Source organism: Clostridium sediminicola (genome assembly GCF_050402865.1).
In the GTDB taxonomy this organism is placed as follows: Bacteria; Bacillota; Clostridia; order Clostridiales; family Clostridiaceae; genus Clostridium_AF; species Clostridium_AF sediminicola.
Genome location: NZ_BAABMF010000003.1, coordinates 1 through 13,720, shown reverse-complemented (window position 1 = coordinate 13,720; position 13,720 = coordinate 1). Strand labels below are relative to the sequence as shown.

Sequence of the window (13,720 nt, the reverse complement as noted above, 5' to 3'; positions counted from 1 at the left end):
TTAGCGACAATGATAAGCTGCAAGTGACAAGCTAAGGAAAAAGAGTGTCACTTGCAAAATATTATTTAATTAGATTAGCTATAAATGTGAATAGACCTAATTTACTTAAGAAAATCAAAAATATTGATACAGGTGCTAGGAATCTAATAGCAAAAGTGAATAAACCTTCCCATCTGAAGTCATATAATCCATCACTAGTGATTTCTTTTATAGCATTTTTAACACCCCAAACTTTTGAAGTGAATAAACAAATTAATATTCCTCCTAATGGTAAGAAAATATTAGCAGTCAATTTATCAAGGAAATCAAAGAAATTATATCCGAAAAATATAGTTGTATCACTCATAGGTCCACATGCTAAATTACTTGGAATTGATAATAAGAATAATGCTGCAGCTATCAATACAGTAGCCTTTTTTCTCTCCATATTGAATTGTTCTGTAACGAATGCCACCACAACTTCCATTAAAGATATTGTAGATGTAATAGCCGCTATACCAATCAATAAAAAGAATAAAGTTTCAAAGAATGCACCGAATGGCATAGATTTAAATACAGCTGGTAAAGTAATAAATATTAATCCTGGTCCTTGGTCAGGTTTAAATCCATACGCAAATACAGCTGGGAAGATAACAACTCCTGCCATAAGTGCAATTAAAGTATCTGCAATAGTAACTTGTATAGCAAGTGAAAGTATATTTTCTTTTTTATTAACGTAACTACCATATGTCAAAATAATACCCATTGCTAAGCTTAATGAATAAAAAGCATGTCCCAAAGCTTCTAAAATTCCATCTCTGCTTAGTTGAGAAAAATCAGGTTTGAATAAAAATTCTAATCCTTTAGATGATCCCTCAAGAGTTACAGATCTAATCATAAGTGCGATAAGTAATAATAATAATAATGGCATTAATATTTTACTATATTTCTCAATACCAGTTTTAACACCTGAAATTACAATAAATGAAGTTACAGTAATAACTAATAGTGTAAAAAGCATAGGCTCGTATACACTTGACGTTAAAGTACTAAAACTGCTTTCCATTTCATTTATTGGAATATTAACTAGCTTGCCAAGAGCTGATCTGCCAATGTAAGAAAATACCCAACCAGCTATTATTGCATAGAATGATAGAATAATAAAAGCAGTTGTTACTGATACACCTCCCACTAAATTCCAAGATGTATTTGGTGCTAATTCTTTAAATGATCCAACTGCATTTTTTTGTGTTTTTCTTCCTATTACAAACTCTGCTAGCATTACGGGAAGACCAACTAATAATATGCATGCTAAATAAACTAAAATGAATGCTGCGCCTCCATTTTCGCCAGTAATATAAGGAAATTTCCATATGTTACCTAATCCTATAGCTGAGCCAGCAGCAGCAGCTAAAACTCCTACCTTTGACCCAAAATTTTCTCTTTTCATTTTTTTGCCCCCTCAATTTTGTCAAATATTACAAAATAACCATGACAATATAAAACTTCCATATTTATGAAATTTGAATTTCATAAAGACGGAAGTTAAATATGATTCAAAGGTATTATATCTTTATCGCTTTAAATTGTCAATATAGGATTCATTTGCTATGTAGCTATACATAAATAGCAATATAGTAATAATACTATTTTTAAAGCATAACACTTAAGGTTTTATTGCTAAGTATTTCTTTGTAAAGCCTATCAGACTCTTTTTTATATTTTTCTTTTTCAGTATTTATCATTTTAATAAATTTATTTTTATCATCAATTATTTTGGTTACAGTAGGTTGCAATTTCTCATATTTAGCAAAAGAAGGTTTTAAAGAATCATAGAAAGATTTGTTGCTTTTATTTAACACAATTTTTTCATATAGAGATAATGCTGGCATTACACTATTGTTGACTATATTTTTAATTGATTCATATTCGTTATATTGGAACAAAGTATATTTAATATCTGTAGCTTCTAAACTAGAGATTTCTAAAACCATATCTTTATAATAATATAAGTTTGAATCGATAAGGGTTAAGAGTTTAGCAAGTGAAGATTTATTATTCTTATAAACTATGTCTTTAGATAAAATATAGAGTTCATTAGAGTCATAAAGATAGGTTTGTAAAGTTTCTATAACATCTTCATTAGCTTCAAGGTAGTTATTTAAAGTATTTAATTCAGTTATTTTAATATTCACTTCACTGTACTCTTCTATAAGATTCAATATAGAATTAACCTTATCCAAATTTTCCGTATATGGGTGAGCTTTTTTGTAATTAATAAAAAATGTTTCTGTATCAACAAAATTATTAGATCTGTCATTTTTGAGAATTTCAATGCCTTCTAAAAATTGGGAATTGGATAAGGTAATTAGTTCATTAATTCGCTTTTCAGCTTTTTCTTCTAGATGTTTATATTTGTTTTCTTTTTTAAAATCAATGAGCTGAGTATAGGCAGTAGAGTAATCACATACTTTTATTAATTTTTCAGCATTATATAAGGCCATTCTAGATTTATTGTACATTAATAACTGAAACAAAATAAAAACACTTAAAATAGTTATTACTATTGAAGTACATAGTTTCAATGGGTTAGTAACAAATAGAATAATCGACTTTTTTGTTTTATACATTTTCTGTTGGTTTTTGAAATTTAACTTGGTACTACAATTTGGGCAAATATGTAAACTATAGTTGGGGAGCTTGTACTTACATTTAGGACATCTCATCTTATCATTCCTTTCTATTAATATACTTAATGTATATTTTTTTAAAATAATAATATGAATAAATTGTTTATTTTAATTTACTTTTTCTGAGTAAATGTAAAGAGTAGAACAAAGACTAATAATTAGGCAAAGAGGGATTATATAAAAAGATTTAAAAACACCAAAATGGTCGCTAATGAAACCTATTATAAAATTTATAGCAATGCAGCAAAGAGAGCCAAATGAAAATACTAAGCTAGTAATATATGTATAGTTTTCCTTAAAGTTATCTTTAATAGTTAAAAGCATTGTAGGATAATAAATTGAAAAAAACAAACCTGATAGCGATATTAATAAGAAGCCTGAAAGACCCAAAATATATCCAAAAGTAAATAAAATTGTTGAAGTCAAAAGTGCATATAAAGAAGACTTTAGATAACCTACTTTTTCTACTATGAATCCTCCAAGAACTCTGCCAATGGCAATAAAAATAAAGAATAGAGATAAATATTTTGAACTGAAAGACTCATTGTATCCGTAGGTCTCTCCAATGAAGTTAGTAAACCAATTAGCTGTACTAACCTCAGCAGAAAGATATAGTCCTAAAGCTAGTAAATAACTTAATAATAATTTTTTATTTGTAGGTAAAATATTTTGACTTGTTTTATTTTTAGAAGGTATTGGACTTAAATTTATATTAAAGAGCTGGAACAACCAAATTATAAATATAATACCTAGTACAAAATGAACATGAATAAAATCAAAGTTGTGCTTTATCATAAAAGCTGACTTTTTTTGAATAAAAGCAGCTCCAATTCCGTAAGAAAAGTGTAGTAAATTCATTACTATAGCTTTATACTTTATATTCATTGTAGGAATAATTGTATTTATGCCCACTAAGATTAATGCTTCGCCAGCATTGGTAATAAAAAGTCCAATTAAAAAATCACTATAACAAAGACTTAGTAATATTTTTACAATGGATAAAATTATAAGTACAAAACCTATACAAATAGAGTTTTTGTGACCTATTCTACGACAAAGAAATCCACTGAACATTGAAAAAAACATATAGGATAGAGAACTTACAATAAATATCAAGCTTAATTGAGTATTATTTATTTGAAAATAATTTTTTATTTGAATTGAATATGGTCCTCGCAAGTTATCGCAAACAGAAATTAGAAACATAGTTGTTAAAATAAAAAGAATGATATGTATATTATTAAGAAATCTCAATTTTTTTTTCATAGTATCACCTAATATCCCTTTTTTACTATATTTATATGATTGTAAGAAATTTAGAATTAAATTTTTTAACAAGGTTAAAATATATTCATGAAACATCTAACCATTAAAGGAGAAAGACATGGAAAAATTAAAATTTGATAATGTGACCATGTATTATAAAGGAAGTAAAGGTAAACCAGCATTAAAAAATATAAATATACAATTAGATATGAGAAAATATATAGCATTTTTAGGGCCATCTGGTTGTGGTAAATCTACTCTCTTAAAATTAATAAATAGATTGTATTTACCAACAGAAGGTGAAATATATATTGATAATGAAAATATTCAAAAGGTACCTGTAAATAAGTTAAGACAAAAAATGGGGTATGCAATTCAACAAACAGGTTTGTTTCCACATATGAATGTATTTGAAAATATAGCTGTTGTTCCTAAGCTTCTTAATTGGGAAGATAAAAAAATAAAATGTAGAATTGAAGAACTTTTGAATCTAGTAGGACTTGAATACGATGAGTATTCAGAAAAATATCCTTCAGAATTATCAGGTGGACAAAAACAGAGAGTAGGCATTGCAAGGGCTTTGGCGGGAAATCCAGAAGTTCTATTAATGGATGAACCTTTTTCTGCTTTAGACATAATTACTAAGAGAAAAATGAAAGATGAGTTAGCTAAGATTCAAAATGAGGGGAATAAAACTTTATTCATGGTTACTCATGATGTTGAGGAGGCCATGCGGTATGCAGATACTATAGTTTTAGTTAAAGATGGAGAAATAGTTCAATGTGGCTCTCCGTTAGAGTTTGTTCAAAGCCCAAAAGATGAATTTGTTAGAAATTTTATTGGATGTACTGACATTATAAAAAAGATGAGTATTGTAAAAGTTGCAGATTTACTTTCAATTGGAAGTGATGGGTTAACAAAAAACGAATGTGATGATAAGAATAACATAAAAAATATAACAGAAGAATTTGTAGATACGGGAGATAAATTACGAGATGTATTATCAATAATGTTAGAGAAAAATTTACGTGAAGTTAAAGTGAAAGAAAATAAAAGGAGTATGAACAAAACAATAACGTGGGATGAGATTATAAAATTTTCAAAGAAGAATATTGTTGATTAGTAAAAGAGGAGATACTATGAAATATTTACTTAGTCATTTTGATAAATTAAAAGTGCTTTTTTTACAACACATGATACTAACATATTTTTCGGTTTTTGTAGCAATAGCTTTAGCATTACCAGTAAGTCTGTTAATTCTAAAAAATAAAAAAGTTAAAATAATAGTCTTAAATGGATTAAACATAATATATACTATTCCTGCTATAGCAATGCTTTCAATACTAGTACCGTATTTTGGGTTAGGTTTTAAATCTTCACTGATAGCTTTAGTGTTTTACGCACAAATGATACTTGTAAGAAATATTACAACTGCCATTGATGATATTAAACCTGAAATTATTGAAGCAGCAAAAGGTATGGGCATGAGTAAATGGCAAAGAATGTATAAAGTTATGATTCCAATAGCTTTACCTGTTATTCTTGCAGGAATTAGAATTGCTACTGTAACTTTGATTAGCTTAGCTTCTATAGCAGCTTTTATAAATGGCGGGGGCTTGGGCGAAATAATTTTAGAAGGTATCAGAACTGATAACAGTGGGAAAATTGCTGCCGGTTCAATTGCTTTAATTGCACTGATGTTGATAAATGAAGGTGGATATAGAATTTTGGAATACTTTTACAACAAAGTAAACCATAGTTGATATTCGACTAAAAAGGAGTGTATAGAATGTACACAGATTTTGTTAGCTCTGTTTTAATTCACATAAAACTTAGTTTCTCTTCTTTAATAATTGCGATTTTTATTGGAGGGGTTCTAGGTATATTGGCATATAAAAGTGAAATATTATCTGCTGTTTTAATAACTATGATGAATTTTCTTAGAATGATACCTACTCTTTTAGTTTTGGCATTGATGTTGCCATACATTGGAATTGGATTTTTCCCAGCTTTTATAGCTTTAGTTATTTTAGCGGTTCCACCTATTTTAATAAATTTCTATACTGGATTTAAAAATATTGATGAAGCAATTATTGAGGCGGCTAAAGGGATGGGGATGGATGAGAAAAACTTATTTTTTAAAGTTGAATTGCCACAAGCTGCACCAATTATCTTAGGAGGAATAAAAACAGCTTCCATAGAGATTGTATCTGCAGCAGCTTTGAGTGCTGTAATTGGAGCAGGTGGATTAGGGGATTACATACTTACAGGACTTAGTATTGCTGACCCTAAGTACCTATTACTAGGTGCTGTTCCTATAAGTATAATTGCAATTATTACTACTTTATTATTTGATTTAGTCCATAAAAAGGTGGTAAAAACCGGAAGTGATAGTAAATGAAAAAAATTCTTATAATATTTTTTTCAGTAATGATTAGCACTAGTTTTATTAGTTGTTCCACTTTTAGAGATATGATTGAAAAGAAAGATGTTGTGAAAATTGGTTCTAAAGGATTTACAGAACAATATATACTTGGAGAATTGATGGCACAGGTTGTTGAGAATGAAGGGATAAGTGTAGAAAGAGTTTTTGGAATGAACGGAATTAAACTCATTCACGATTCTCTTGTTAATGGACGAATTGATACATATCCGGAGTACACTGGATCAGCGTTGATGTATATTTTGAAAAAAGATATTTTAGAAGATGGGGAGGACGTTTATAATACTGTAAAAGAATCATATAAAGAATTTGAATTGGTTTGGCTTGAACCATCAAAGGCTGATAATAAAAGCGTGTTAGTTACTACCATTGAAAATAGCAAAAGATATAACCTTAAAAATTTTTCGGATATATCAGCGAAGAGTAAAGATTTAGTTTTTTGCGCTCCAGGGGAGTTTTGGGAAAGAAAAGATGGAATTGAGTATTTAAATGAAAATTACGGAGGTTTTAAAGATTTTAGAGAAACCGTTAAAATGGATATGGGGTTGCAGTATAAAGCTTTAATTGATGGAGCTTTTGATGTTTGTCTTGGAAATAATACTGATGGACAGATAGAAAAGTATAATTTGATTATACTGGAAGATGATAAAAATATTTGGCCCTCTTATTATGCAGCACCTGTGGTAAGAAATGAACTTTTAGAAAAGTATCCTCAGTTAGAAAAAAAATTCAATGCTCTTTTTAGTTTGCTAACAACTGAAGTTATGAAGGAACTTAATAAAAAAGTAGATGGTGATGAAAATATGGATGCTGAGGATGTAGCAAAAGAGTTTTTAAAAGCTAATGGTTTGTTAGGACGATAGTATAAATGAATTTATGATGTGAAAAAATAAGCATTTTGCTATGCAAAATGCTTATTTTATACTTCCTGCCGTTATTGATTTTATAATATGTTTTTGTGCGAGGAAATAGAAGATTATTACAGGAATTATAGCTAAAATTAATCCCGCTAAAGCTAAATGCCATTGCTTTGTATATTCTCCAAAGAAAAAGAATGTTCTCAATGGAATAGTTTGAGTTGCAGGTTTATTTATAACTAATGAAGGTAATAAGAAATCATTCCAAATCCAAACAGTATTTAAAATAGCAACTGTGATAGAAATAGGTTTTAATAATGGGAAAATTATTTTCCAATAAGTCTGAAATTTATTACATCCATCTATCATTGCAGCTTCATCAAGCTCTTTAGGAATTCCTTTCAAAAATCCATGATATAAGAAAACAGAAAGAGATGTACCGAAGCCTAAATACATAAAAATTATTCCACCAAGATTTAATAAATGAAGTTTTCCCATAACTCTAACTAATGGTAGCATTACAGCTTGAAAAGGTATCAACATTGCAGAAATAAAAAGGTAAAAAATAATTGTACTTGCCTTTGATTTAGTACGTTCTAACATCCATGCAGCCATTGATGTGAATATTATAATAACTATAACACTTGTAATTGTCACAAAAAGAGAATTACCTAAGGCTTTTAGAAAATTAAGTCTTTCAAAAGCTTCTGTAAAATTATTAAATGCCCATTTGGTTGGCAATGCAAGAGTGCTCTGGAATAGTTCTTTTTTTGTTTTGAAAGCATTTATAATAATAATATAAAAAGGTGATAAGTATAACAGTCCTAAGGCTAGACTTATAATAATAACAGGTAATTTTGATAAACTAAATTTTTTAGATGTATTCATTACATTTCCACCTCACCTTTTTTAGAAAAGTATACTTGAGTAATTGTTATTAACCCGATAATTAAAAAGAATATAACTGCTTTTGCTTGTGCGACACCCATAGAGTTAAACTTGAACGCAGTATTATATATATTCATTGCTAACATCTGAGTCTTGTTTGAAGGACCACCACCTGTTAAAGATAAGTTTTGGTCGTAAAGTTTAAATGAATTTGATAATGTTAAAAATAAGCTTACTGTAAATGCTGGGCGAACTAATGGCATAACAATGTGTTTTATTCTTTCAAATATATTTGCACCGTCTATTTGTGATGCTTCGATTAATTCTTGAGGTATGTTTTGAAGTGCTGCGATGTAAATAATCATTAAATAACCAGCCATTTGCCAAGACATTAATATAACAAGACCGTAAAATCCAGTTTTTTCATTTGATAACCAGCCTAATAACCAAGATTGGCCTGTTACGGAACCTAATGTTGCAAACACTTGTGTAAAGATAAATTGCCAGATAAAACCTAAAATAAGACCACCAATTAAGTTTGGCATAAAAAATACAGTTCTTAGAATATTGCTAAGCTTAGATTCTCTAGTTACTATAAGTGCTAGTGTGAAACCTATAACATTTAGAACAATAACTGAAGCAATAGTAAATTTGAAAGTAAACATAAATGAATTCCCAAATGTAGGATCAGTAAATGCAGTAATATAGTTTTGGATACCTATCCAACTTATTTTTGAGCTTATTCCATTCCAGTCTGTAAATGAATAATATATACCAAATAGTAATGGTATCAGTTGAACTATAGTAAATGCAAACAAAACAGGTCCAACAAATAGCCAAAACGATAGTTTGTTTTTCCTCATTTAACCCCGCTCCTTTAAAATAAAATTTTTAAGAAAAATCCTGGACTAGCTACAAATAAACTCATCCAGGATTATTAACTTTTATTATAAAATAATTATTGAATTATTTTCTAGCTGCAGACCATTCTGATTTAGCGTTATTTACTAAATCATCCCAAGAAAGGTCACCAGAGATATAACTTTGAATATCAGAGCCTAATTTATCCATTCCCCATCCAGTTGGGTAACCCATGAATACCCATGGCATAGTTTTACCTTCGTTTGAGTATCTTAAAACTTCTTGAGCTAAAGGATCTGCTGGTTTTAAGTTATCGCCTTCATAACCTTTGAAAGCAGGTATGAATTTAAAGTCATTAATAATCATATCTTTTCCAGTATCAGAAGTATATAACCAATTTAAAAAATCTTTAGCAGCTGTTATTTTTGCTTCATCAGAATTACTATTAATTGCCCAGTACATTGGAATGCCTACTGGAATAGAACCTTCAGACACACCATCTAGAGGCATTGGAAGTATACCTATGTTTTGAGATAAATCACTGTCTACACTATCAATTGAACCGAAAGCCCAGTTACCTTGTTGAATTATTGCAACAGCACCTAAGGAAAATTTTTGTTCAACTTGAGTAGAGTAATCTACACTATTGATTGAACCGTTTTTTCCATCTGGTTTGAAACCATATTCGATTTGTAAATCTAATAATTTTTGTAGTCCTTCATTATGTTTAAATTCTATTTCTTTTGAATTAAACGCATCAACAACTGTATCAAATTCATTTGCAAATGCAACATTTGATAGATGTAAACCTGTAACCCAAGTTTCTTTTCCCGGAAGTGCAAATACTGCTTCTAGTCCTAAAGAATCTTTTTGGGAATCTAGTTCTTTTGCAGTAGCTTCTAAATCAGAAAATGTTTTGATTGAAGTAGGGTCAATACCAGCTTTTTCAAAAATAGCTTTATTGTAAATAAATCCATAACCTTCTTGGTTAAATGGTAAACCATATATTTTACCATCTAATGTTACAGCATCTAAAGAGCCATCAAATGCTTGAGAAACCCATGGTTCTGAAGATAAATCTTGGAGTTTTTCTTTCCAATCCAAAGCATCTTGAGTTCCACCTATGTTATAAATAGTAGGTTCTTGTCCTGAAGCGAATTTTGATTTTAGTGCTGCGCCGTAATCATCGCCTCCACCAACAGTTTGTACATTAATGGTAACATTTTCATTTTCGGCAGTATAAGCTTTTACAGCTGATTCTAAAGCGTCTTTAGCTTCAACTTTAAATTGAAAAATATCAACTTCAACTTTTTCTGATGTATTACTGTCAGTTTTGTTTCCACACCCCGCTAAAACACCAATAGATAGTACTAGAGTAGTTACTAATGCAATAAGTTTTTTATTTTTCATAATATCCCTCCATATAAAGTTTATCATAATAATTAAAATACATCTTTATGCGCAAACGTTTGCGCATCTTTATTATATCTCTTTTAATATGGGGTGTCAATGTTATTTTGAATAATATAGCAAATAAAATTTATAAATTTATATCTTAAATGGAATATTTATGAAATAATTTTTTAATATCATAAGATTAAACAATAAAAAGTCAGTTTAAATAAAATTAACCACAATATCAACCTTAGATCGATATTGTGGCTATATATTGTTGTTGAAGATTAACTAAATCACTTTTTTTGAATTGAATTATTTAAAGCATCTAGTAATGAATTTACATCTAATCCATGAACTCCAGCTGCTTCTTCAATAGATTCTGCTTGAGCTGAAGGACACCCAACGCAACCCATTCCAAAGCTCATTAAAATTTCTATTGTTTCAGGATAGTTTCTTACTACATCCCCGATTGTATTAGTCTTAGTTATTTTCATTTATAAAACCTCCTGTAATGTAAGTTTATTTTTTAATTCACAATAAGTTATTGTGTTTTGTGAGTTAAATATATCATTAATCTTTATTAAATAATGTGATATATGTTACAGGATTGAATTTTTTTGAAAGTTCATTCATATTAAGTATTTTTATATGATTAAAACTATAAGAATGATATTATGAGATTTATAACAAAATATTTATAACATTATAACAAAATTATAACGATTTAAATTACAAGGTTATCTTACATTGGGATGAATACAAGATATCAGAGGTATTGATTATTTGGCATATGAATTGCTTAATAATTTAGTGTATACTAACTTTCTAAAAATTTAAGAATAATTTGGAGAGTGAGGTTTAGCAATCACTCTCTAGAGAATTCTATTTGTTCTTGATATTATTTATGCCTTTTTTTTAAGTAGTATGCAATTTGATAATATTCAATTGAATACCCTTTATCCTTTAATTTGTTGGAAATTTTACGTGGTCCTAAACCTTGTTCGTGAAGAGAATCAATAATTTTTTCAATATTTTCTTTTATCTTACTATTATTGTCTGCGTATTTATTTTCTGAATCCTCATTAAATATTTCAAATGGTAAATGTTCTACATTTACAGAGGTGTTAATTTCTTTGTTGTCGCCAATATCAGATATTAGTGGAGAAGCAGCATCAATACTAAAATTAATAATATCTCTAAATTGACGAATATTTCTTGGATAAATTGCTTGAAGGAGGGCTGTTTTAGCTTCTTTGGAAAAATGAACGTGGTATTTGATACCTTGAAGGCTTTCAACAGCATTCTCGTATTTGGTAACAAAATGATTTAATAATGAAGATTTTTCCTCTAAACTTCTTTCTGATAATGACGGCAGGTATAGTTCATACTGCGCTAAACGTTGATATAGTTCAGGTAACAATTCCTCTTTTAAATTTTTTGTAGATGCAGCTACAATAATAACATCTATACTAATGTCTTTTCCGCCACCAACTCGTCTTATTCTACCTGATTCTATGGCTTTTAATAGTAGAGTTTGATAATGCTCTAGAGCATGAGCTTCATCTAAAAATAAAATACCACCATTTGCACTTTCAAACAAGCCTTTTTTTTCAGTTGAGCCTGTAAAAGCACCTTTTTCTGAACCGAATATTTCTACTGCTGCTATGTCTGGATTTGTAAATTGGGCACAATTCACTTCTATAAAAGGAGCATTTTGGTCAATAACACCGACTTTTTTAGCATATGTATATATAAGATTAGCTAACATTGTTTTGCCAGTTCCAGATTGTCCTGTGATAATTGAGTGTCTAGGTCCACCTAAAGCCCCTACCGTTCGTCTAGCTTGAATTAAAGTGTTTTTTAAACTTCCGTTATTTCCTATAATAGAAGAAATACTTTCTTCTGTTTTATTTAAATCCAAATGTAGTTGTAGATACTTAATTTTTTTATTTAATTCATCGATTTCTTTAATATCTTTGAAAATAGAGAATGCTCCTGAAAATTTATTGTTAATGTAAAGAGGATAAGAACTTACTACATATTTTTTGCCAGCAACATAATGAATTTTTTTATCTAGTAATGCTTTTTTAGTTTCTAATACTTTTAAGAGAACAGCATCTGGATAAAAATCAGAAATATGTTTTCCTATCATATCATCAACAGCTGTATTTGCATAATCGGCTGAAACTTTATTTATATATAGTAGATTACCTTGAAGGTCAACTACGTTAAGCCCATCATTTGATTTATCCCAAAAACATTCAAACAATTTATTTTTATAAAAATCTTCATAAGATATCAATTTATAACACTCCTTAGTTTTAAGTAAGAATTTTGTTTGTTTCTATTTTAATACACAATAATTATAAATTGCGAACAAGTTCGAAATTTATAGTGGCAAGTTACAAGTGATAAGTGACAAGTTGTGGATACCTTTCGCAATCTATTTCAGTTGTCATTACTAAGTATAATCTAAGAATAAGAATTCTACATAACAGTTGTACTAATTACAACACTTTCTTTCTAACATTATAACAAAATTGCAACATAAAAGATATGGATATTTTCAAAAACCTAAGTTAAATACATGCTTTACAAATGGAATTATAATTGGTATGCTAATTGCTATAAGTATAAATAGAAAAGATAACAGGAGGGAAAAAATATGTCTAAAGTAACAGAGATAAGATGGCATGGTCGTGGCGGTCAGGGAGCAAAAACTGCATCTTTATTATTAGCAGATGTAGCTTTTAGTACTGGTAAATATGTTCAAGGTTTTCCTGAGTATGGCCCAGAAAGAATGGGAGCGCCTATTACAGCTTATAACAGAATAGGTGATACAAAAATCAGAGTACACTCTAATATATATGAGCCTGATTTCGTAGTAGTTGTAGATCAAACTTTAATAGCTTCAATCGATGTAGCAAAAGGATTGAAAAGCAATGGAGCAATTGTAGTAAATACAGAAAAATCTCCAGAAGAAATTCGTGAAAGTTTAAAAGGGTATGAAGGAAGAATTTATACTATTGATGCTAAAAAAGTTTCAGAAGCAACATTAGGAAGATATTTCCCTAACACTCCAATGCTAGCAGCAATTGCTAAAATTAGTGAAGTTATGCCTGAAGACGTATTCTTAAAAGAAATGCAACATTCTTTTGAACATAAATTTGCATCAAAACCTGAAGTAATTGAAGGTAACATGGCAGCATTAAAAATGGCCCTTCAGGAGGTGAAATAAATGAGTAAAATAAACATTAACGAGAGTATAAAGTGGACTGAAATCACTCCAGGTGGAGACATTTATGAGAGAGGTAATTCTAGTGAATTCAAAACTGGAG

13 protein-coding genes are annotated in these 13,720 nt (G+C 29.2%); 5 read left to right on the top strand and 8 right to left on the bottom strand.

The genetic code is table 11. The features are described 5' to 3' along the window. Window positions 1-61 precede the first annotated feature (61 nt). The 3 genes from ACQ3F0_RS06760 to ACQ3F0_RS06750 form a co-directional block, all read right to left on the bottom strand. Entirely contained in the window at window positions 62-1,429 is a 1,368-nt protein-coding gene (locus tag ACQ3F0_RS06760; protein ID WP_428864391.1) for a sodium-dependent transporter, read from the bottom strand. Between the two features lie 202 nt (window positions 1,430-1,631). Continuing rightward, complete coding sequence (locus ACQ3F0_RS06755; RefSeq protein WP_428864390.1) at window positions 1,632-2,516, bottom strand: hypothetical protein; 885 nt, start codon at window positions 2,514-2,516, stop codon at window positions 1,632-1,634. 261 nt (window positions 2,517-2,777) lie between these two features. After that, window positions 2,778-3,935 (bottom strand): MFS transporter, encoded by a 1,158-nt coding sequence (locus tag ACQ3F0_RS06750; protein ID WP_428864389.1) that lies wholly within the window; start codon window positions 3,933-3,935, stop codon window positions 2,778-2,780. A 118-nt stretch (window positions 3,936-4,053) separates the two neighbouring features. Between ACQ3F0_RS06750 and ACQ3F0_RS06745 the strand changes: the two genes are divergently transcribed. The 4 genes from ACQ3F0_RS06745 to ACQ3F0_RS06730 are packed head-to-tail and all read left to right on the top strand — an operon-like array spanning window position 4,054 to window position 7,241. Continuing rightward, the gene (locus ACQ3F0_RS06745) at window positions 4,054-5,058 is read left to right on the top strand and encodes an ABC transporter ATP-binding protein (RefSeq protein WP_428864388.1); all 1,005 of its coding nucleotides are present in this window, start codon (window positions 4,054-4,056) and stop codon (window positions 5,056-5,058) included. 16 nt (window positions 5,059-5,074) lie between these two features. Then, window positions 5,075-5,698, top strand: a complete 624-nt coding sequence (locus tag ACQ3F0_RS06740; protein WP_428864387.1) for an ABC transporter permease — start codon at window positions 5,075-5,077, stop codon at window positions 5,696-5,698. 26 nt (window positions 5,699-5,724) lie between these two features. After that, window positions 5,725-6,336, top strand: coding sequence for an ABC transporter permease (locus ACQ3F0_RS06735; protein ID WP_428864386.1), 612 nt, complete (start codon window positions 5,725-5,727; stop codon window positions 6,334-6,336). Further along, window positions 6,333-7,241, top strand: a complete 909-nt coding sequence (locus ACQ3F0_RS06730) for an ABC transporter substrate-binding protein (RefSeq protein WP_428864385.1) — start codon at window positions 6,333-6,335, stop codon at window positions 7,239-7,241. The genes ACQ3F0_RS06735 and ACQ3F0_RS06730 overlap by 4 nt, the downstream gene beginning before the upstream one ends. Window positions 7,242-7,292: 51 nt before the next feature. On the opposite strand, the gene ACQ3F0_RS06725 is transcribed toward ACQ3F0_RS06730, so the two are convergent. The 5 genes from ACQ3F0_RS06725 to ACQ3F0_RS06705 all read right to left on the bottom strand — a co-directional run bounded on the left by ACQ3F0_RS06725 (window position 7,293) and on the right by ACQ3F0_RS06705 (window position 12,684). Further along, on the bottom strand, window positions 7,293-8,123 hold the full coding sequence (locus ACQ3F0_RS06725; RefSeq protein WP_428864384.1) for a carbohydrate ABC transporter permease: 831 nt from the start codon (window positions 8,121-8,123) through the stop codon (window positions 7,293-7,295). Beyond that, entirely contained in the window at window positions 8,123-8,986 is an 864-nt protein-coding gene (locus tag ACQ3F0_RS06720) for a carbohydrate ABC transporter permease (RefSeq protein ID WP_428864383.1), read from the bottom strand. Before ACQ3F0_RS06720 ends, ACQ3F0_RS06725 begins: the two co-directional genes overlap by 1 nt. Before the next feature lie 103 nt (window positions 8,987-9,089). Then, window positions 9,090-10,394: an ABC transporter substrate-binding protein gene (locus tag ACQ3F0_RS06715; RefSeq protein ID WP_428864382.1), complete on the bottom strand. Its 1,305-nt coding sequence runs from the start codon at window positions 10,392-10,394 to the stop codon at window positions 9,090-9,092. 281 nt (window positions 10,395-10,675) lie between these two features. Then, window positions 10,676-10,876 carry a DUF1858 domain-containing protein gene (locus ACQ3F0_RS06710; protein WP_428864381.1) on the bottom strand — a complete coding sequence of 67 codons (201 nt, stop codon included), beginning with the start codon at window positions 10,874-10,876 and terminating at the stop codon, window positions 10,676-10,678. A 404-nt stretch (window positions 10,877-11,280) separates the two neighbouring features. After that, window positions 11,281-12,684 carry a sigma 54-interacting transcriptional regulator gene (locus ACQ3F0_RS06705; protein WP_428864380.1) on the bottom strand — a complete coding sequence of 468 codons (1,404 nt, stop codon included), beginning with the start codon at window positions 12,682-12,684 and terminating at the stop codon, window positions 11,281-11,283. Between the two features lie 363 nt (window positions 12,685-13,047). Here ACQ3F0_RS06705 and ACQ3F0_RS06700 point away from each other — a divergent pair, with 363 nt between their 5' ends. After that, window positions 13,048-13,620, top strand: coding sequence for a 2-oxoacid:acceptor oxidoreductase subunit gamma family protein (locus ACQ3F0_RS06700; RefSeq protein ID WP_428864379.1), 573 nt, complete (start codon window positions 13,048-13,050; stop codon window positions 13,618-13,620). Window positions 13,621-13,720 lie beyond the last annotated feature (100 nt).

What these genes read in the sequence shown, in the direction of transcription:
- ACQ3F0_RS06760 (WP_428864391.1), bottom strand. Translation starts at nt 1,429, where the DNA reads ATGAAAAGAGAAAATTTTGGGTCAAAGGTAGGAGTTTTAGCTGCTGCT.
- ACQ3F0_RS06750 (WP_428864389.1), bottom strand. Translation starts at nt 3,935, where the DNA reads ATGAAAAAAAAATTGAGATTTCTTAATAATATACATATCATTCTTTTT.
- ACQ3F0_RS06745 (WP_428864388.1), top strand. Translation starts at nt 4,054, where the DNA reads ATGGAAAAATTAAAATTTGATAATGTGACCATGTATTATAAAGGAAGT.
- ACQ3F0_RS06740 (WP_428864387.1), top strand. Translation starts at nt 5,075, where the DNA reads ATGAAATATTTACTTAGTCATTTTGATAAATTAAAAGTGCTTTTTTTA.
- ACQ3F0_RS06735 (WP_428864386.1), top strand. Translation starts at nt 5,725, where the DNA reads ATGTACACAGATTTTGTTAGCTCTGTTTTAATTCACATAAAACTTAGT.
- ACQ3F0_RS06730 (WP_428864385.1), top strand. Translation starts at nt 6,333, where the DNA reads ATGAAAAAAATTCTTATAATATTTTTTTCAGTAATGATTAGCACTAGT.
- ACQ3F0_RS06725 (WP_428864384.1), bottom strand. Translation starts at nt 8,123, where the DNA reads ATGAATACATCTAAAAAATTTAGTTTATCAAAATTACCTGTTATTATT.
- ACQ3F0_RS06720 (WP_428864383.1), bottom strand. Translation starts at nt 8,986, where the DNA reads ATGAGGAAAAACAAACTATCGTTTTGGCTATTTGTTGGACCTGTTTTG.
- ACQ3F0_RS06715 (WP_428864382.1), bottom strand. Translation starts at nt 10,394, where the DNA reads ATGAAAAATAAAAAACTTATTGCATTAGTAACTACTCTAGTACTATCT.
- ACQ3F0_RS06710 (WP_428864381.1), bottom strand. Translation starts at nt 10,876, where the DNA reads ATGAAAATAACTAAGACTAATACAATCGGGGATGTAGTAAGAAACTAT.
- ACQ3F0_RS06700 (WP_428864379.1), top strand. Translation starts at nt 13,048, where the DNA reads ATGTCTAAAGTAACAGAGATAAGATGGCATGGTCGTGGCGGTCAGGGA.